Source organism: Streptococcus sp. HMSC065C01 (assembly GCF_001813525.1).
GTDB classification, from domain to species: domain Bacteria; phylum Bacillota; class Bacilli; order Lactobacillales; family Streptococcaceae; genus Streptococcus; species Streptococcus parasanguinis_V.
This window is the reverse complement of sequence record NZ_KV812832.1, coordinates 34,843-54,550: the sequence shown is the minus strand read 5'-3', so window position 1 is coordinate 54,550 and position 19,708 is coordinate 34,843. Positions and strand designations below refer to the sequence as shown.

General features: G+C 41.6%; 14 protein-coding genes. 1 reads left to right on the top strand and 13 read right to left on the bottom strand.

Annotated features, from left to right (window positions below):
* Positions 1-33 precede the first annotated feature (33 nt).
* From mraY to rsmH, 4 genes are read right to left on the bottom strand one after another with little or no spacing between them, the layout of a single operon-like run.
* Positions 34-1,026: a phospho-N-acetylmuramoyl-pentapeptide-transferase gene (gene mraY, locus HMPREF2918_RS01930; protein WP_049490973.1), complete on the bottom strand. Its 993-nt coding sequence runs from the start codon at positions 1,024-1,026 to the stop codon at positions 34-36.
* A gap of 1 nt (position 1,027) precedes the next feature.
* On the bottom strand, positions 1,028-3,310 hold the full coding sequence (pbp2X, locus tag HMPREF2918_RS01925) for a penicillin-binding protein PBP2X (protein WP_009732319.1): 2,283 nt from the start codon (positions 3,308-3,310) through the stop codon (positions 1,028-1,030).
* The gene (gene ftsL, locus HMPREF2918_RS01920) at positions 3,303-3,638 is read right to left on the bottom strand and encodes a cell division protein FtsL (RefSeq protein ID WP_003014937.1); all 336 of its coding nucleotides are present in this window, start codon (positions 3,636-3,638) and stop codon (positions 3,303-3,305) included. Before ftsL ends, pbp2X begins: the two co-directional genes overlap by 8 nt.
* 11 nt (positions 3,639-3,649) lie before the next feature.
* Entirely contained in the window at positions 3,650-4,600 is a 951-nt protein-coding gene (rsmH, locus tag HMPREF2918_RS01915) for a 16S rRNA (cytosine(1402)-N(4))-methyltransferase RsmH (protein ID WP_049490974.1), read from the bottom strand.
* 150 nt (positions 4,601-4,750) lie between these two features.
* Here rsmH and HMPREF2918_RS01910 point away from each other — a divergent pair, with 150 nt between their 5' ends.
* Entirely contained in the window at positions 4,751-4,930 is a 180-nt protein-coding gene (locus HMPREF2918_RS01910; protein ID WP_037599920.1) for a hypothetical protein, read from the top strand.
* Positions 4,931-5,035: 105 nt separating this feature from the next.
* Here HMPREF2918_RS01910 and HMPREF2918_RS01905 read toward each other — a convergent pair whose 3' ends face one another.
* The 9 genes from HMPREF2918_RS01905 to HMPREF2918_RS01865 form a co-directional block, all read right to left on the bottom strand.
* The gene (locus HMPREF2918_RS01905) at positions 5,036-6,418 is read right to left on the bottom strand and encodes an amino acid permease (RefSeq protein ID WP_049490975.1); all 1,383 of its coding nucleotides are present in this window, start codon (positions 6,416-6,418) and stop codon (positions 5,036-5,038) included.
* A gap of 163 nt (positions 6,419-6,581) precedes the next feature.
* A complete protein-coding gene (locus tag HMPREF2918_RS01900) occupies positions 6,582-6,839 on the bottom strand; it encodes a DUF896 family protein (protein WP_003012632.1) in 258 nt (85 codons plus the stop codon).
* Positions 6,840-6,872: 33 nt separating this feature from the next.
* Complete coding sequence (glyS, locus tag HMPREF2918_RS01895; RefSeq protein WP_070594444.1) at positions 6,873-8,909, bottom strand: glycine--tRNA ligase subunit beta; 2,037 nt, start codon at positions 8,907-8,909, stop codon at positions 6,873-6,875.
* Positions 8,910-9,117: 208 nt separating this feature from the next.
* Complete coding sequence (gene glyQ / locus HMPREF2918_RS01890) at positions 9,118-10,035, bottom strand: glycine--tRNA ligase subunit alpha (RefSeq protein WP_002886077.1); 918 nt, start codon at positions 10,033-10,035, stop codon at positions 9,118-9,120.
* A gap of 510 nt (positions 10,036-10,545) precedes the next feature.
* Complete coding sequence (locus HMPREF2918_RS01885) at positions 10,546-14,964, bottom strand: S8 family serine peptidase (RefSeq protein WP_070594443.1); 4,419 nt, start codon at positions 14,962-14,964, stop codon at positions 10,546-10,548.
* Between the two features lie 269 nt (positions 14,965-15,233).
* Positions 15,234-16,076, bottom strand: a complete 843-nt coding sequence (locus HMPREF2918_RS01880; RefSeq protein ID WP_070594442.1) for an aldo/keto reductase — start codon at positions 16,074-16,076, stop codon at positions 15,234-15,236.
* The gene (locus tag HMPREF2918_RS11545; protein WP_049498094.1) at positions 16,073-16,291 is read right to left on the bottom strand and encodes a hypothetical protein; all 219 of its coding nucleotides are present in this window, start codon (positions 16,289-16,291) and stop codon (positions 16,073-16,075) included. The genes HMPREF2918_RS01880 and HMPREF2918_RS11545 overlap by 4 nt, the downstream gene beginning before the upstream one ends.
* Before the next feature lie 131 nt (positions 16,292-16,422).
* Positions 16,423-17,580, bottom strand: a complete 1,158-nt coding sequence (gene nagA, locus HMPREF2918_RS01870) for an N-acetylglucosamine-6-phosphate deacetylase (protein WP_070594461.1) — start codon at positions 17,578-17,580, stop codon at positions 16,423-16,425.
* 152 nt (positions 17,581-17,732) lie between these two features.
* Entirely contained in the window at positions 17,733-19,364 is a 1,632-nt protein-coding gene (locus HMPREF2918_RS01865; protein WP_070594441.1) for a Na/Pi cotransporter family protein, read from the bottom strand.
* Positions 19,365-19,708 lie beyond the last annotated feature (344 nt).

Here is a 19,708-nt window from a genome sequence, read left to right as displayed (position 1 = left end):
AGCAAAAAAACGATGGGCAAGCCCACCGTCGTTTTATAGGTAGAGAAGGACTAGAGTCACGATACTTGTCACCAAGGCAATGCTCCACATAAAGGCATCCACTTTCCATTCTGACCAGTTTTGCCCATTGCCAGAAAGGCCACCCAGTTCTAAATGATGGTGGAAAGGAGTCATTCGGAAAATCCGACGTCCTTCCCCGTAACGTTTCTTGGTCCATTTGAAATAGGTCACTTGTAGCATCACTGAACCTGTTTCAATGACATAGACCAGACCAATCAAGAGCAGCGTCCACTCGACATGCAAAGCCATTGACAAGGCTGCAAGCATCCCTCCAAGAGCTAGACTACCGACATCTCCCATAAAGATTTTAGCCGGCTTGTGGTTGAAGACAAAGAATCCTAGCAAGGCCCCAATCATACTCAAGGTGACAAAGAGAATGTCCCATTTCCCTTGCATATAGGCAATAAAGGAATAGGCACTCAGGCTAATGGCAACGGAGATGCTGGCTAATCCATCGATCCCATCTGTCAAATTGACAGCATTTGAGAAACCAACCAACCAAAATAAAGCAAAGAGAATGTAGAAATGGCCCAAGTAAAGTTCATATCCGAAAACATTCAAAAGGCTTCCTGCACCGTGGCGTTCAGAAAAAATATAGAAGATGATTCCACCAACAAGTTGAAGGGCCAATTTTTGTTTTGGGTTAAGACCTTCATTAATCTTACGAAAAACTTTTAAAAAGTCATCCAAAAATCCAACAATTCCATAAAGAATCAAGATAAATAGAATCAGTTGAACAGGGCGCGTGAAATTTCCAGTCAATACGGTAACGACAAAACTAACTAGAACGGCTGTAATGAGAAATACAACTCCACCCATTGTCGGAGTGCCAGCTTTCGCTTTGTGTTGTTTCACATCTTCGTGCATTTGTTGCCCAGAAATATGAGCACGATGGTAAAATCGAATAAAGGCTGGAATAGCAGCCACTGTTAATAGAAACGATACAAGGATCGTAGCAATATACATCTTAGTCTCCTAATGTTAACGTAATCTTTTTAGTTTTATTGAGTGAGGTGTTCATTTTGACACTTTGTTTAGTTACTTTCTTTCCACTACCTTTATAGGTAATCTCAATTCCAGTCCATTCTCCAAAGATGTCTGCATTTTTCTTAGTCCAACCATACATATCTGGAACCGCATCAAAGTCTTCTGTCAATAACAATACTTGCTGATTGGCTTTGACTTTAGAGCCTATATCCACAGACATTTTGCGGATATTTTTCCCGGTTCCTAGGACAATTGGTTGCACCAAATTGCGACGCAATTCCTCTGAATAAGCACCTGGGCTCAAATTTTGTTTCAGATTCAACTCCTTAGAGAGAGTTTCTACTGAAGGGATTTTGTAGGTCGTTTCTTTGGTCACACCATCCAACGTTGGTGCCTCTGATGTCAAATGCAATTCGTCTTTTAAAGCAACTGCATCTTCCAAAATAGGATTGACCAGCTCTTCCCAGCTGGTCGCTGAGAATTTCACTTCTGGTTGTTGGACCGTCACATACATGATGAATTCAGGATCTTCTGCAGGTGTCATGGCTACAACCGAGTTGATATAATCATTTTCTCCTTGTAAGTATCCTTGATCTGTCGCCATTTGGGCAGTCCCTGATTTCACCGCAACGTTTTGACCTGGTACCTGAATGATGGGTCCATCGCTGTACAAGGTTCCATACTCTGGATCTGTTCCGACGGTGATCATATAGTTTCGTGTCTGTTGCGCAGCTGATCCTGAAACTGGTTTTCCAACAACTTCTTTTTTTGATTTGCGGGCTGTGTCTGATTTTTTATCGTAAATAGCACTAATAAATTTCGGCTCCAACATTTGCCCATCATTAGCGATGGCGCTAAAGGCCCGTAACATTTGGGTTTGACTGACGGAAATCCCTTGACCAAAGGCAGATTGTGCCTGACTGACATAGTTATCCCCTGGAAGACCCCCGTAAGCTTCATTTCCCATTCCAAAACGGGTCGGAAGACCGAATTTAAAGCGGGTTAGGTAGTCCATCCAGACAGCATTTCCCATCTTTTGCTCTAAGCGAGTCATCCCCACGTTACTTGAGTAAGCAAAGCCCTGTGCGATATTCATATAGCGACCTTCAGCCAGCCCCATATTGACATCCCAGTCACGGATCGTCGCATCTTTTACTTGTAGTTCGTTACTGTAGTATACTTCATTATAGGCTGGGAAAGTTCCATGATCAATCGCCGAAGCTAATAACATGACCTTCATCGTTGAACCCGGTTCATATTGATCTTGATAAAGGATGGTATTCCAGGTTTTCAAGTTTTTCAGATCCAACCCTTGTTTGGTATCCGCATTATAGGATGGACGTTGCGTTGTAGCCAGGATTTCTCCAGTTTTTGCACTCACAAGAGTCGCACTAACATACTTTCCTTTTACTTTTTCTTGGAAAACATCCATTCGCGTCTCAAGGTAGGTTTGTAATTCTGCTGAAATGGTCGTATAGACATCTTTTCCATCTTCTGTTTTGACAGAAACCTTATCTGAACCAGGAACGATATTGCCGTTTCGGTCTTTGTCATAGGTGATAACCCCATTTTGACCAGCGAGAATACGATCGAGGGATTTCTCCATCCCTGATTGCCCCTTCAGAGTTTTATTCCCCTCTTTATCTTCTTGAAGAGAGGCCTGACCTATAAATTGAGAAGCAAAAACTCCATTTTTATAGCTTCGATTTGGACTGGTTGTAAAGGCAACCCCTTCAATCTTCGCCGCTTCCATGGCCTCACGGATGGCTGTCATATTACTATAAGTTATGCCGTTTCCGTTCGAGCCAAAAGAAACCTGTTTCAATTTCTTTTGCGACAACTGTTGAATGACGTAATCCTCATCCATCCCTAAGTACTGCTTAAAGATTTCTGCTACTTTTTTAAATTGGCTCTCTTCTACATAGAGGATTTTCCCAGTTGCTGATTTGTACTTTTTATCAATAATAGCATAAACGTTATAGGTCGTAGCATCTTCAGCAATTACTGCTCCATTTCGGTCGTAGATCGTTCCACGTTTTGCAGGAACAATGACCGTCTGCTCATGGACTTTTTTGGCTTGATCCGATAAGGTTACACCAAATTTTTTGTCAGTCCCAATGATCATTGCAAAATTAATCAGAAAGAGAAAAAAGAGGAAAATCGCCAGTACACTGAGATTTTTCCCAACTTGTTTTCGATTCTGATCCGGCAAGCGACGTTTCTTTATCGAATACCCGATCAAAAATTTTTTGAATTTATTCATCACTACTTGCACTCACTGTTTTTCGATTTTCTTTTTGCAGCTTCATTCCTTGGGAGCTAGCCAACTGTGATAAGCGGTCATAACGTGTTAATTCATTGACCTCTTGACGAACATCTGCTAATTCCGTCTTTTTGGCTTCTAGTTCCGTATTCAAATCAGTCAATTCACTCTGAACTTGTAAAATCCGTGTCTGCATAAAGACGATACTAATGGCTAAAATAACAGCTGTTAGGACAATCGACCCATAAAAAGCCTTTTCTACTCTAGAGAAACGGCGAAAGCGGTCTTGCAGTAGCTGTGTTCTTGTTCTCTCATCTCTTGCTGCCATATCAATTCCTCTTACTTGTGTATTTTTCGAGCAACCCGTAGTTTTGCTGAATGGGATCGATTATTATCCTCAAGCTCTTCTTCACTTGGTAAAATAGGTTTCCGGTTGACCAACTCCATCTTTGGTTTCAAATCATCCGGAATAAAGGGAAGTCCTTTTGGAACCTCAACCGTCGAAGCTTCTTTAAACAATTGTTTGGTCAATCGATCCTCTAACGAATGAAAGGTAATCACAGAAATACGACCATCGAGGGCCAACAAATCCATGGCTTGTTGAATCGATTCATCTGCAGCTCCCAATTCATCATTGACTTCGATACGAATGGCTTGGAAAATCTGTTTAGCAGGATGTCCCTTTTTCTTGAGCTCCTTAGCTGGTTTAGCAGATTTAATAATCTCTGCTAATTCAGTCGTCGTTTCAATCGGTTTAATTGCTCGTGCTTGCTCAATTTTCCGCGCAATTTGCTTGGAAAATTTGTCCTCTCCATATTTGAAAAAAATACGGACTAGATCATGGTAATCGTAGCTATTAACGACTTCATAGGCTGTCAAGGAAGCTTCTTGATTCATCCGCATGTCCAGTGGCGCATCTTTCTTGTATGAAAATCCGCGTTCCCGTTCATCTAACTGAGGACTAGACACACCTAGGTCATAACAGATTCCATCAATTTCAGTCACACCCAATTCGTTTAGACGTTCCTTCAAATGACGAAAGTTATCCTTAATGAAGGTCACCATCCCTTTCTCAATAAAAGGTGCTAAACGAATCTTAGCATTCTCAATTGCATGCTGATCTTGGTCAAAGGCATAAAGATGGCCCGATTCATTTAATTTTGTTAACAAATATTCGCTGTGGCCTGCCCCACCCAATGTGGCGTCTACATAGATACCATCTGGCTTAACATCCAGCATATCGATCGTTTCATGAAGCAAAACCGTTACATGATGAAATTCTTTACTCATATCTTTACTATTTTACCACAAATGGGACCAAGATGCACTCCTGAAAGAAAATTCACTAACTAATCCTATCGGACCTTTTCGGATCCTTCAAAATACCTAGAAAGGCTTGATTTTATTTGTTTCCTCTAGGATTTATGATACAATATTCTTATGAAAATAAGAAAACAGATTCTCATCCCACTTTTATTGGTCGATGCTATCGCTCTCTACTTTTTTCTAACCACTATTGAGGCTTGGATTTTTTGGCTTGCTGCCCTGATCCTAGCCGGCTCACTTTGGTGGCTCAAAAAAGCCATTCAAGGACAAAAAACAGAGATGGAAGAAAAATAATTTCTTCCACCTCTGTTTTTCTTTTATTCCCTCCAAGTAATTCCTTAAAAGAAAGCAAACTAGCTCTGAAATAATAAAAACTCACCGTTTGGTGAGTTTTGCGGTTTATTTACTATGTTTCCAATTGCTGTAAATCCCAAAAAGAATGATCCAGATGGTTGCTCCAATCGCTCCAATGTATGTTGATTCTTGCAAAAAGAGACAAACGAATACGAAGAGGAAGAAAACAATGGTCAATGGATTCAACACTTTATAGGCTGGCATGACAAAACCATCTGGCATAAATTCTTTCGATTTACGGTACTTAAGATGGGCAAGCATAGTCAAAATGTAAATAGCAATGTAGACACCAGAAGAAGAGGCCGTAATCAAGGCAAAGGCATCTGAGACACCTGGCAAGACATTGATAAAGGCAGAAACAGCAACCACAATCGCAGAAAAAATAATCGCGCGACTTGGAATCCCCATACGAGATAAGCTATTCAGTTTCAAACGATTCATCACTTTGCTGTTTGGTGTTTCTTTTGCAATCTGGTACAAGTGACGCCCTGTTGAATAGAGGGTGGAATTCAAGGAAGATGCAGCAGCTGTCAGTACAACAAAATTAATCAATCCAGCTGCCCACTTGATTCCTACCATCTGAAAGACCGTTACAAACGGTGACTTATTGACAGGAAGCTGTTGCCAAGGGAAAATAGCCATAATCGCCAACAAAGCTCCTACATAAAAGATTACAATCCGGATTGGAATTTCTTTAATAGCTTTTGGCAATACTTGGCGGGGATTAGCGGTTTCAGAAGTAGTAATTCCAACAAATTCGATTGCTTGGTAAGCAAAGAAGACCATTTGGAAGGCCATGACGAACTTGACCCAACCATTTGGAAACATTTGAAAACCATTGGTAATGTTACTTAAGCTAGCGTGTCCAGCTGGTGTTTCAAAATTCGTCGTCACCATAAAGATTCCTGTTGCGATCAAGGCTAAAATAGTGACAATCTTGATCATTCCAAACCAGAATTCAACCTCTCCAAAAACCTTCACAGCGATCAAGTTTACACAACTTAAGAGCGCTAAAAAGATAATTTGAATCTGCCAGGCTGGCCAATTTGGAAACCAAAGCTGGACATAGTTGGAAACAGCGGTGATCTCTGCCATTCCCAAAAATACCAAGGAGACCCAATAGGACCATCCTGAAAAATAACCCCAACCTTTTCCTATATACTTGGTGATAAAGTTGATAAAGGTGTGTTGATCAGGGTCCATATAGAGCATTTCTCCGATTGCCCGCATCATCAAGTACATGAAGGCGCCAGTCAGCATATAGACTAAAATAATAGAGGGCCCTGTCAAAGAAAGGGAACGACCGGCTCCAAGAAAGAGTCCTGTCCCGATGGTTCCTGCAATAGCGATCAGCTGAACATGCCGATTTTGCAGACCACGAACCATCCCATTTTCGGTTTCTTCACCAGGATGATGTTTTTTTGACATATAATTACTCCCATTCTTTTTCTGTACATTTTCAGAAAAGTATACTTCAAATTTTCATACAATCTACTATACCATGTTTTTAAAAATTGGTCAATCCAGTCCAGAATATTCTGAATTTTATAGATTAAAAAGAGTGCTGGAGTCTCTTCCAGCACTCTTTTACTTATGAATTAGGGTCATCGAGGCTACGGCCATGCAAACCTTTTTCACGTTGCACTTGGCGTAGCTTCTCAGGTGTTACATCGTTACCTTCTTCATCCACAATTTTGATCCCTTCGATGTGGTGACGAACCGAACGACGATAACCTTCAATGTATTCTTCACGAAGTTTTGCTTGTTCCACTGCTTCTTCAGGAGTCAAACCTTCTGTTTTTTTCTTTTTAGCAAGCTCATTGATACGAGCGATTTTTTCAGGTGTCATAATAAAACCTACTTTCTACCTGTCATCAGGTACTTATTTTGTGTTCAATTGGTTGAAGGCTGCAACATTATTAGCTTTCGCTACAAGACCTGCAAGAAGGGCCAAACGGTTGTTTTTAACAGCCTCATCTTCTGCCATCACCATGGTATTGTCAAAGAAAGCATCAATGACTGGGCTCAGAGCAAAGAGTTGAGCCAATTTGTCGCTAGCTGAACCGGTCAATTCAAGCTCTTCAATCGCTTTAGCAAGGGCTTTTTCTTGATCATTTTCAAAGAGACTAGCGTCGACTGCTACTGAAGCCTCTGCTTTTTCTGCCAAGTTGAAAGCACGTGAGAGGGATTCAACAGCTGCCTTGTAACCATCGGTCTTCGCAGCTTCTGAAAGAGCTTCAGCTGCTTCCAGCATATCAGCCACGACAAAGTTTGAACCAGCAAGAACAGCGTCTTTGATATCTTTTGGTGTGCGTCCCATCATCTTGTCCACACGCGCCTTGATGAAGTTGAGCACTTCTGCTTGATTGTCATAGGAAAGGCTATCAAATGAAAGTCCGTAAAGGCTGTCAATCAACTCATCCATAGGGATGTGCCAACCAAAGGCATCCAAGATACGAACAATCCCTTGTGTTGCACGACGAAGTGCATAAGGGTCATTGGAACCTGATGGAATCAAGCCAACTGAGAAGAAGGAAAGAAGGGTATCCAATTTATCTGCAAGGGCAAGAATGGCACCAACCTTAGTCTCTGGAAGGGCTCCGTCTGCTGAATCAGGAAGGTAGTGCTCACGGATAGCTCTCGCAACCGCAGCATCTTCACCAGCGAGAAGGGCGTATTTTTCACCCATGATTCCTTGCAATTCATCAAACTCACCGACCATACCCGTCAAGAGGTCAAATTTGTAGATTTCAGCTGCACGAGCGACGGCTGCCGTTTCTTCTGCAGTCAAACCAGCTTGCTCAGCTAGTGACGCTGCAATAACACCCGCACGCGCCATGTGTTCTGAAAGAGAACCAATTTTTTCATGGAAGGTCACGTTCGCCAATTTAGCAACGAGGTCTTCAATCTTAAGTTTTTGGTCTTCACGCCAGAAAAATTCACCATCTTCAAGACGTGCCACCAAGACTTTTTCATTTCCTCGGATAACATTTTCCAAGTGCTCAGCGTTCCCATTACGGACGGAGATGAAGTTTGGTTTCAGCTTACCATCAAGGTCACGTACAACAAAGTAACGTTGGTGCGTTTCCATTGAGGTCACCAAAACTTCTTCTGGAACATCCAAATATTTAGTGTCAAAACTTCCCATAAAGGCAGTTGGATATTCGACCAAGTTCAAGACTTCGTTCAAAAGTCCTTCTTCGATTTGAACTTGAACACCTTGTTCTGCTTCGATAGCCTTAATTTGCTCACGAATCATGTTTTCACGTTCTTTGCTATCCGCAATCACGTAAACCGTGCGAAGGTCTTCTTCATACGAATCCGCATTGGTAATTTCTACTTCATGTCCAAGGAAACGGTGCCCACGACTCACACGACCCGACTTAATATCCAAGAAATCAAGGTCGAGTGCTTCGTCGCCCAAAAGAACGATCAAGGTGTGAACTGGGCGAATGTATTCAAAGGTGTTGTTAGCCCAGTGCATGCTAACAGGGAAGGTCAATGAAGCAAGCACCTCTGGAAGGCCAGCCAAGACTTCTTTAGCTGGTTTTCCAGCTTCGTGCTTCGTAACATAAACGTACTCTTCCCCTTTGACTTCACGAAATTCGATATCATCTACTGTCAAGCCTTTCCCGCGGACAAATCCTTGGGCCGCTTTTGAGAAGTTACCTTCTGCATCCAAGGCGATTTTCTTAGAAGGTCCTTTAAAATCTTCGGTCAAATCTGTTTGTTGATCCGCCAAACCAATCACACGGACAGCCAAACGGCGTGGCGTTGAGAAGGTTTGAATGCTTTCGTATGAAAGACGGTTGTCATCCAAGAAGGCTGCCATTTTCTCACCCAGTTGTTTTTCACTTGGTGTGACAACGTAGGCTGGCAACTCTTCAAGTCCTAATTCTACTAATAAGTTTTTTGTCATGTTTCTTCTCCGAAAAATATCTTTTTTTCCAGTTTGCCTTATGTGATTGGCACGCAAGCAACCGACTTCGTCGTTTCATTGCTAAAATTGGAGCCTAAGGTCTCCAATTTTGCCTGGTATCGTTAGTTTCTCTAACGATACCTTTATCACTGCGGCAACTGGTTCTGTTGGATTGCTCGATCAGCCAATCCCATCTAATACGCTCTTTTTATTCTTCCTCTTCTGCTAGGAGTTTGGCGCGTGTGGCTTCGTCGAGAAGTGGGTAACCAAGTTTCTTGCGTTCTGCGACGAAGGTTTTGGCTACGACACGGGCCAAGTTACGGATGCGGGCAATGTAGCCGGCACGTTCTGTAACGGATACAGCTCCACGAGCATCAAGCAAGTTGAAGGTGTGTGAACATTTCAAAACGTAGTCATAGGCGGGGTGAACAAGACCCAATTCCAAAGCACGTCCTGCTTCTTTTTCAAATTTTTCGAAGTTTTCAAGAAGCATATCTTGGTCAGAAACTTCAAAACTGTATTTTGAGTGTTCATATTCTGGTTGAAGGAAGATTTCTCCGTATTTAACGCCTGGAGCCCACTCAATATCGTAAACAGAATCGACTTCTTGGATGTAAGAAGCCAAACGTTCCAATCCGTAAGTGACCTCAGAAGTTACCGGACCAGTTGCCAATCCACCAACTTGTTGGAAGTAGGTGAACTGAGTGATTTCCATACCGTCAAGCCAAACTTCCCAACCTAGACCAGCTGAACCAGTTGATGGGTTTTCCCAGTTATCTTCAACGAAACGGATATCGTGTTCCAAAGGATTGATCCCCAATTTTTCCAATGACTCAAGGTAGAGCTCTTGAATGTTTGATGGTGATGGTTTCATCACCACTTGGAATTGGTGGTGTTGGTAAAGACGGTTTGGGTTTTCCCCGTAACGTCCATCTGCTGGACGACGTGATGGCTCTACATAAGCCGCATTCCATGGTTCAGGACCAATGGCACGAAGGAAGGTGTAAGGACTCATGGTTCCCGCACCTTTTTCATTATCATAAGCCTGCATGAGCATACAACCCTGGTCATTCCAGTATTGTTGCAAAGTCAAAATAATTTCTTGAAAGGTTAATTTCTTAGACATTAAATACTCCTTGATTTAAATGATTTCTTGCGACACGAGTCTGCCTCGTCGATTATACGAGGCAAGACGAGTTAGTACTGCGTCTAGCTCAGGCACCCTAGTGCTGAGCGTGTGGCAGTCCGACTGTAAGGAGATCTCTGCCACTGACGCAGTGGAAAGTCAATTTTTTAGACATGTTTTACTCCTTATTCATAAAGTTTCTTGTGACTTAGGATACAAAAAGAACCGTGTCTATACTCCTAAGTCTATGACCTAGGGGCGTCAGAAACGCGGTTCCACCCTAATTTATTACTTCATTTTATTTTACTTTACTCAGCTTTTACTGAGAGAAAGCGCCACTTGCTTACTTTGCTCTACTTGGCTCTCACTATCCCAAGCTCGCTAGAAAAACACCGTAAGCCCTTCTTTCTTGACTAGTATTATAGCAGATTTTTAGTGACTTGTAAATTAAAATCCGCATGAAGCAATCGTTTCATACGGATTTTAGGCTAACAAACAATGTTGTTTTTCTTATGGACGTCTTGCAGCTTTTGGTTTTTTACCATGAAGTTTTTTCTTGGCATTCTTCAAGGCTGTCAAAGCATCTTTCACATCTTGTTGGCTTGCTCCTGGATTTGAAAGGATAGTTTGTGCATCCTTGAAGGCTACTAGGTAAGCTTCTTTTTCTTCATTTCCAGCATAGATGAATTTCGCATTCTTTTCTTGGAACTTCAATTCTTCCTTGATGTATTTTTCAAGGCTTGAAAAATCAGTTGCTTTCCCGTTTAATTTTCCTTCCGCACGGCTAAGCTCAGCAAGTGCTTGATTGATTTGTTCTTGTTTCACAGTTGGATCAACTGCAAGCAAGGCTACTGTTTGGAAAGCACGATCGTAGTCGCGACGTACTTTTTCTTTGGCATTGGCATAACGACCAGTTTTAGTCGTAGCATCGTAAGCCTGCATCGCTTCTTTTAAGGCCGCAACGTTTGAAACTTTCCCATCCAAAGCTTGGCTAGCAGCTTCAAGACTAGCTAGAGCTTGGTTGACTTGCTCTTGACTAACCTTGTTGGTCAAGGCTGCTTGGGCAGCTTGCAAAGCTTGATCATAGGCTTCCTTCTTATCCGCACTGGCATTGAAGTATTGCGCTGTCTTTGTAACATCTGCTTGGTTGTTCAAAGCAGCCAAGAGATTCACTTTTGAGATTACTCCAATACGATAATTGTTGTTACGCCCTGCGACAACTGAGATCACTGGTGCTTCCTCAGCTAGTTCATAGCCTGTAGGAAGAGTTGCAACCAAGGTATATTGACCAGTTGCTACAGATTTACCAAAGCCATTTTTACCATATTTTTCAGCAGGCAAGACAAAGTTTTCACCATCTGCCCCTTTTAATACGATCGTAGCTGCTTTTGAAACCGGTTGATCAAAGCTGATGCTAACTGGTGCATATTCTAAAGTATTGGCAAGGAAAGCGATCGTTTGGAAACTATTATCCTCTGTCAAATCAAATTCTTGTGTCAAGCTGCTGACAAATTTCACTTCTGTACGATCATACGTAAAGATTTCTGCAGTATAATGACCAAAGTTCAAGAAGTTAATATCTTTTGTCTTATCAACTGACACATATTGACCATTACTATCTTTGATTCGGTAAACATACATAGTATCCAAATCTTTGTTCGTCTTAGCGTCACGAACAGCAATTTGAATCCGGCCACTATTTTGATCCCGAACTAAATCTGCTAGTGAAACATAGTCTACGTTCCCCGCAAAGTCCTCTACGTAGTAATAGATATTCTTCTTATCGATATTTTCAGGAAGATCGAAACTACCATCTGCATTCGCTTTAATGACATGGTAATTTTCAAGGGCACGTGTCCCATTCTTATCATCACTAGTTTGGACCATTGTCCCCTGATCATCGAATGGAGTCACGTAGACGAGTTTTTCAGATAAGATTCCGCCGTCTCCAACATCTTTGGCTTTACGAGCTACAAACTGTTGTGCCCCATCTTTAAAGCGAATATATCCAGATGTGATCACTGGTTTTTGGGTATCAACTTGAACCTTAAAGGTCGTTGATTGCTCTTCAGCACCAGGAACCATTGGTGTATAACGAATGACATAATCATATAGACCATCTGCTACTGCTTTCCCATTTGCATCGGTACCGTTCCAAGCAGTGTTATCTAGTGTGTAACTGCGTGGGTTCTTTTGGTCACCGTTGAAGAAGTTCTTACGATGGTCAGATGGAGTTCCTTCCCACAATGGATTTTTATGTTCCGTATCACTTGCTGCATAAACAGTTGCACGAAGGTTTTCAATGTTTCTAAGGGCGACTGTCTTGTATTCAACGAGGTCTTTATTTCCATCTTCATTTGGCGAAATGGCAATGCGAACATTCCCATTCTCATCTAATTGAAGAGAATGTGTACCTTCCGCATTTTCTTCAATACCAAGAACTGTAATCCGACGACCATCTCGTTTTCCTTGTGTGAGGAGAAGGTCATTTTGCAGGGTAACAAGCGCAGAAACATTGGCACTAGAGGAGATATTCAAATCTTTTGGAACATGATAGTAGAAGCCATCTTTTCCTTCGCGAACCAAATCATAGATTGGTTTTTCAACAGCGGGAAGGTTTTGGAATTCTCCCTTGAATCCCATAAACGGCAAGCTGACCACATCCCCATCATCTGCCGGATCTACAAAGCGAACAAATCCTTCAAGGAAATAGCCGTTCGGCATTTCTTTGCTCAACTCTTCTGTGAATTTACTTGTATCAACTTTCACCGTAACCGTTTCAGAGCTATGTGCTTTCACGGTTACTTCAGGCCAAGCTGTTTCAGTCAATTTACGTGGACGGAGGGTAAATTTACCATCCTTCACTTCATCTGTGTCAGTATTCACCAACATTTTCAAGGTACGATCGGTATCTGAAATATTGTGAACCGTCACATCAAAGGTAAAGCTATCTCCAACATTTCCAAGAGTAACGCTTGGATAGTTGTTTTCACCAGTCACATACAAGTCTGTTGAAACGGCTGCAGCTGTGTCTACAACCCCTGCTCCTTGTTGACGTGGAGAAGTATAAACACCGGTTTCTTTATTAACATGTGGTTTAGCCGTAGACATAATCAAGGCTTTGACAGTTTCAGAAACTTGTTCTGGAGTCAATTCTGGGTGGTTCTTCACAAGGTATTCTTTGACCAAAGCTGCCACACCTGCTACATGAGGAGAGGCCATACTTGTACCACTCATATCTCCGTAGGTATTATCATTCAAAGAAGAAAAGATATTTCCACCAGGTGCTGTGACATCTGGTTTCAACTGACCATCTGTTGTTACTCCCCAACTTGAGAAATCAGATAATTGATCTGCCTCTGGAGATGGACGGTTGGCCATAGTATTGTTAAAGACAATTTTGTAGGAACCTGCTTTAAGAGCTTCCCCATAACGTTTTGAAATAAAGACAGATGGGATCTTTTTCGCATCTCCTTCAATTGCCATTCCAAGGTTCGATCCTTCCACATTATTGTAGACCAAAGCTCCTGCTGCACCATGATGGAAGGCATTCGCAATCTTTTCTGAGAATGGAATTTCCCCGCGTTGGATTAAGGCTAATTTACCGGTAAGATCCAGATCTTTGAAATCATCTTCTTTTCCAAGACCAACTGACACATATTCGTACTCTTTGCTTTTTTCAAAATCAGCATCTGCAGCAGATTTACTGTAATCAAACTTACCGTTATCCGCTTCCGCATTGCCTTCTAGACCTTTCACCTCAAATACTTCTGTCGTAATAACATTATTATTGATAGAAGCAACAGAGATGGAGTCCTCTACCGTTGATGGGTTTCCGACCAAACCATAATCTGGATTTTCAGCAGAAGGTCTTGAGTAACCATTTCCAAAGCTATTGCTATTTCCTGCAGAAATTAAGACAGATACGCCTTTAGCGCGCGCCCGTTTAATGGCATCCACAATATCTGAATCCGCATTGACCGTAGAACCAGTCGTAGAACCAAGACTCATGTTGATAGTATCTGCACCAAGAGCTACAGCATCATCAATTGCTTTTACATAAAGAGCAGATCCCGTTGTTTTTTGGCGATCTGAGAAGACACGCATAAACATAACTTGCGCTTCTGGTGCTACACCATAGATCTTTTCTCCGTTGCCTGCTACTTTATCAGGATTCCCCGTCGCAATCCCTGTAACGTGCATCCCGTGAGAATCTCTTTCAGCCTCTTTGATATTATCTGTACCATCAAAATAGTCATAGGCATAGACAACTTTGTCGTTGTACCATTTACCGTAATCAATTCCTGCTGCTTTCTTAGCAGCTTCGATTTCTTCTTGGTTTTTAAACTTAGCTTTTGAAGGATCGGTAATCCGAAGAACCTCGTGGTTCACATCCAAGCCAGAGTCGATAACGGCAACAACCATCCCTTCCCCTTTATAACCTTGCTTCCATGTTTGGGGAACAGTAATAATTTCGTCACTTTCGATGCTTTGAGGTTTTTCAGCTGCCTCATGGCGATTCGTTGTTTCTGAACTTGTCGCAGTAGCCACTGCTGTTGCTTTTTCTACAGGTTTTTCCGCTACTTCCGGTTTTGATTCTGGAACAGTAGATGCCTCTTTCGGAGCTTCTGGTTTTTCAACAACAGTAGCTTCTTTTGCATCAACTGTCTTTGCTGCAACAGCTGCGTCTTTTGTAACTTCAACTTTCTCACTAGCAACTGCTGTACTTGCTTCTGTTGCTTGTGAATGCTCTTCTTCAGCAGGTGCCTGTTGAGTAGTGGCTACAAGCTGTGTTCCAGCACTCGTTTGGCTGGCCGCTTGTTCTTCTGCACTCGCTTGTGCAGATCCAAATACCAAAACAGCCCCTAATAAAACTGAGGCTACACCAAATTTGTATTTTCTTAATGAAAAACGTTCTTGTCTATTCATAGAAACTCCCCTTTTATTTTAATAGTAACTATTATAACGCAAAATTGTCTGAAAATTCATTCAAAAAACAAATTGTAACACAAATGTAACATTTACGAATATTACTAGCTATTAATTTGTTTTCGTTCGGAAAATTGTAAATTAGAATGGGGAAGTATTATAGAACATCTGTTTTTGTTGGAGTTTTAAAATTATTTAATCATTGAAAGGATTTTAAAAACCGAGAACGAAACTGTCCTCGGTTTTTATTAATGAATAGAAATTCCCTTTTAAAAATCTTTGGTGTCCGGATCTGGTGCACCTGCTTCAACCGGAAGATGGCGAAGGAGTTCCACATCATCTGCTGTCAATTCAAAATCAAAGCAATTTAAATTACTCGCAATCCGCTCAGGTGTAACCGATTTGGGCAATGGAAGGAAACCTTCTTGCAAACTCCAAGCCAAGGCTAGTTGAGCGACGGTCTTTCCATATTTAGTAGCCATTTCTTTTACTTGTTCATTTTGGAACAATTCTCCTTGGCCAAAAGGTCCCCAAGCCTCTAGTAAAATGCCATGCTTGCGACTTGCTGCAATGGCTTCACTTTGGTAAACCCCAGGTGCTAGACGAATTTGGTTCACAGCCGGAATGACCCGAGCTGTTCCAAGGAGGGCTTCCAAATGATGAGGCAGAAAATTGCTAATACCAATAGCCCGAACCTTGCCAGCAGCTAGCATATCTTCCATTGCTCGCCAAACCTCAGCATTTCGTTGTTTCCAAGCATCATTTTCTCGAAGTGATTTTGGATTTGGCCAATGAATCAAATAAAGATCTACATAGTCCAAGCCTAGTTTTTCAAGAGACTCTTCCAAAGCAGCTTGAGCGTCTTCATAGGTGTGGTGAGTATTCCAAAGTTTGGTGGTAATAAACAGGTCTTCGCGCGCAAGACCACTGTCTTTAATGGCCCGACCCACACTCTCTTCATTCTGATAAATCGCAGCTGTATCGATATGGCGATAACCTGCTTTTAAAGCAGCTAAGACAGCTTGATAGGCTTCTTCTCCATTCGCTGCTTTCCACGTCCCAAATCCCAATACAGGAATCTCCACCCCATTATTTAAACGATAATGATTCATTTCTTCTTTCCTTTCTTCGACTTCGGTTTCTTAGGCCCTCGAAGCTTGAGCTCTGGCTTAAAAATATTCTTCTTGGTTGGCTCCATCTTCTTGCTATAAAAACTATAGAGTAAAAATGACCCACCAACGATCACAATAAAGATATTTTTTCTTACAATCCCATAGAGCAAGAAAAAAATTCCCATCAATAAAAAACGTATATCAATTGCCTTCATAAGCTACCTCACATTTCAATTCCCATTATAGCATGAAAAGACAGCATTCACAAAATTGCACTACCATTGGTAAACAAAAACCTCTCTAGGTATGACCTAGAGAGGAAGTATTCTATCTTCGATTCTTGAATCTAATTCGTCGCCTGGTAACGTTTGACCCCATCGAGATAGGTCGCAACCAGATCCAAATTTTGGTCAAGTACGATGAAGTCCGCATCATATCCTTCACGGATTTGACCACAAACATCATCAATATGGACTGATTTTGCCGGATTGAGGCTGGCCATCATCACTGCTTCGTGAGGGTTAGCAATTCCCCACTCTACAACATTTTTTAATCCATCTTTCAATTTCAAGATTGAGCCAGCTAGATTACCAGTTGATTTCAAGCGAGCAGTCCCTTCAGCAACCACGACTGGGAATTCCCCAAGCATATAATCCCCGTCTTCTAATCCCCCAGCTGTCATACAGTCAGTAATCAAGGCAACATTTTCTTTTCCTTTTTGTTTCATCAGGATATCACAAGCTAGTGGATCAACGTGATGACCATCACAGATCAACTCTGCTGTAGTATGAGGCAACTCATACATAGCTCCAACCATACCGAGTTCACGGTGCGTCAAACCACGCATACCATTATAGGCATGCACCCAGACACTCGCACCTGCATCAACTGCTTTTTTAGCTTCTTCAAAAGTTGCATTGGAGTGTCCTAGAGCGACTGTCACCCCTTCTCCTGTAATGGTCCGAACAAATTCTTCTACCCCTTCACGCTCGGGAGCAAGGGCAATCTTATTCAACAGACCATTGGCAGCTTTTTGCCAAGCCCGGAATTCTACCATACTTGGATCCTTCATATAAGCTGGGTTTTGTGCTCCCTTGTATTTTTCTGTAAAATAAGGTCCTTCAAAATAAATACCACGAATCTTAGCACCTGTTGCTTCTTTATATCGTGCACCAATATTTTCAGTTACCGCCAAAAGTTGTTCGTAAGAGGAAGTCAAAGTCGTAGGCAAAAAGCTTGTGACCCCAGTACTCAAGAGACCTTCACTCATGGTATGGAGAGTGCCTTCGATATTATTATCCATAACATCTACTCCACCAAAACCGTGAATATGGGTATCCACCAAGCCCGGAGCAATACTGTAACCTGAATAATCCAGCACATCTGCTCCTTCTGGTAAGCTTTCCACATGTTTTCCAAACTTGCCATTGACGAGCTCCAAATAACCTCCACGGCGAACTCCATGTGGGTAATAAAATTGATCTGCTTTAATATATGTAGACATATAATCGTCCTTTCCATTGTAGGAACTGTGTTCCATTTATATTCATACATATTATAACGCTTTCACTTCCATTTGTAAATGGTCTAGACCTATTTTTAGATAGAATCATACAAAAACAGAGCAAGCTTCCTACTTACTCTGTTTGACATTCATTAAATTTGCTCGATTTGTACTTTTTCAGCTAGATTCATGGCATGGTCTGCAACACGTGTATAGTGAGAAATGATATCAATAAAGTTCACTCCGGCTTGTGGCGTACATTCACCTTGGTTCAAACGACGAATATGAGTTTTCCGAAGTCTTTTCTCCAATTTTTCAATTGCCTCGTGACGTGCTACTAGTTGATTTGCAAGACTCACATCATTGTGCTCGATAGATTTCAAAGCATCCTCTACAAATTGATGGGTTTGGTTGTAAATATCTTCCAATTCGGCCAAGGCTGATTCTGAAAAAACGACTTTCTTACGAATTAAATAATCGGTTAGATTAATTAAGGCTTCCGCGTGATCTCCAATCCGCTCCAAATCACGAGAAGAATCTAAGATATTGGTGAGAACTTCACTTTCTCTCGGACTCAAGGCTTCACTTGACAAACGAATCAAGTAGCGAGTCAAATCATCATCAATGGTATTGATGGCTTCTTCTGTCTTATGACCCTTTTCAGCTGTTTTCTCATTTTGATGAAGAATATAATCATAAGAGAGGCTAAAGGCTTTATCTGCATACCCACCTAAATGAAGCAACTCTTTTTTCGCATTCCCAAGAGCAATCGAAGGCGCTTGAGTGATCAAGTTTTCATCCAAGTAGAGCGGTTCATATTTGACAACCTCATCCTCACCAGGAATCAGCTTGGTCACAAAGTATGCCAAAGCTCCAATGAATGGGAACTGGATGATGGTATTGGTTATATTAAAGGTTCCGTGAGCAAAGGCTATGGTCATTTCTGGGGATAAATGAAGAGTCGTTTCAAACCATTGAATCAAAGAGGTAAACGGAACAAGGAAGACAAGACAGATAATGGTTCCGATAACATTAAAGGCTACATGGGCACCTGCCACACGTTTGGCCGCAATATTAGCTCCCAAGGAAGCAATGATAGCTGTAATGGTCGTTCCGATATTATCACCAAAGAGAACTGGGAGGGCTCCTTTCAGGTCAATCAAATGACTAGCATAGAGATTTTGCAAGATACCAATGGTTGCAGAAGAGGCCTGAATCAAAAGTGTTAAGCCTGATCCAACAAAGACACCCAAGATAGGACTTTTACTTAACTGCACCATATAGTCACGAAAGACTTGCAAATCTTTAAGAGGTTCCATAGCCCCACTCATCAAGTTGAGGGCAAAGAAGATACCACCGACACCAAAAACGATTCGTCCAACATTATTAACCAAACGATTTTTGGTAAAGAAGAGACAAACCGCTCCGATAAAGAGCATGGGAAGAGCGTAGTCTCCTAATTTAAAACCAATGATAAAGGAGGTAATAGTCGTTCCAATATTGGCCCCCATAACAATACCAATAGCTTGACGGAGGGTTAGAAGTCCTGCACTCACCAGACCGACCGTAATCACTGTAACCCCTGAACTCGACTGAATCAAGGCAGTCATCCCAATCCCTACTAGAACCCCTAGAAAGGGATTACTCGTATATTTATCAATATAGTAGCGAAGTCGATCTCCTGCAGCCTGTTGCAAGCCTTCTCCCATGGTTTTAATACTATAGAGAAAGAGCCCCAGGCCTCCCAAAAAGTTAAATACAATTTCCTGCCAGTTAATCGACATGTTCATTCCTCCAAATTTGAGATCAGAAATAAAACTCCTCTCCTATTGTAAAGGATAATTTCCAATCACACAAGAGATTTCTGTAAATTTCTATTATTTTTTGAAACCGTTTTTTCCTTCTGTTTTATTTTCCTCGTTTTAAGAGCCAAAAAAAGAGGGTGGAAAATTTCCAACCCGAGACTGTAGACAAACTATTCTTTTTTATAAATCTAATAAATTCTATAAAAAGAAATGTTACTCGTTAGAGTGATTCAATCATCTACTGAAACTTTTCGTCGTGAGAAAAGTACCTGAAACTTAATAGTTTCAGGTACTCGGAATTATTGAGACCTTAGGCTCAATAA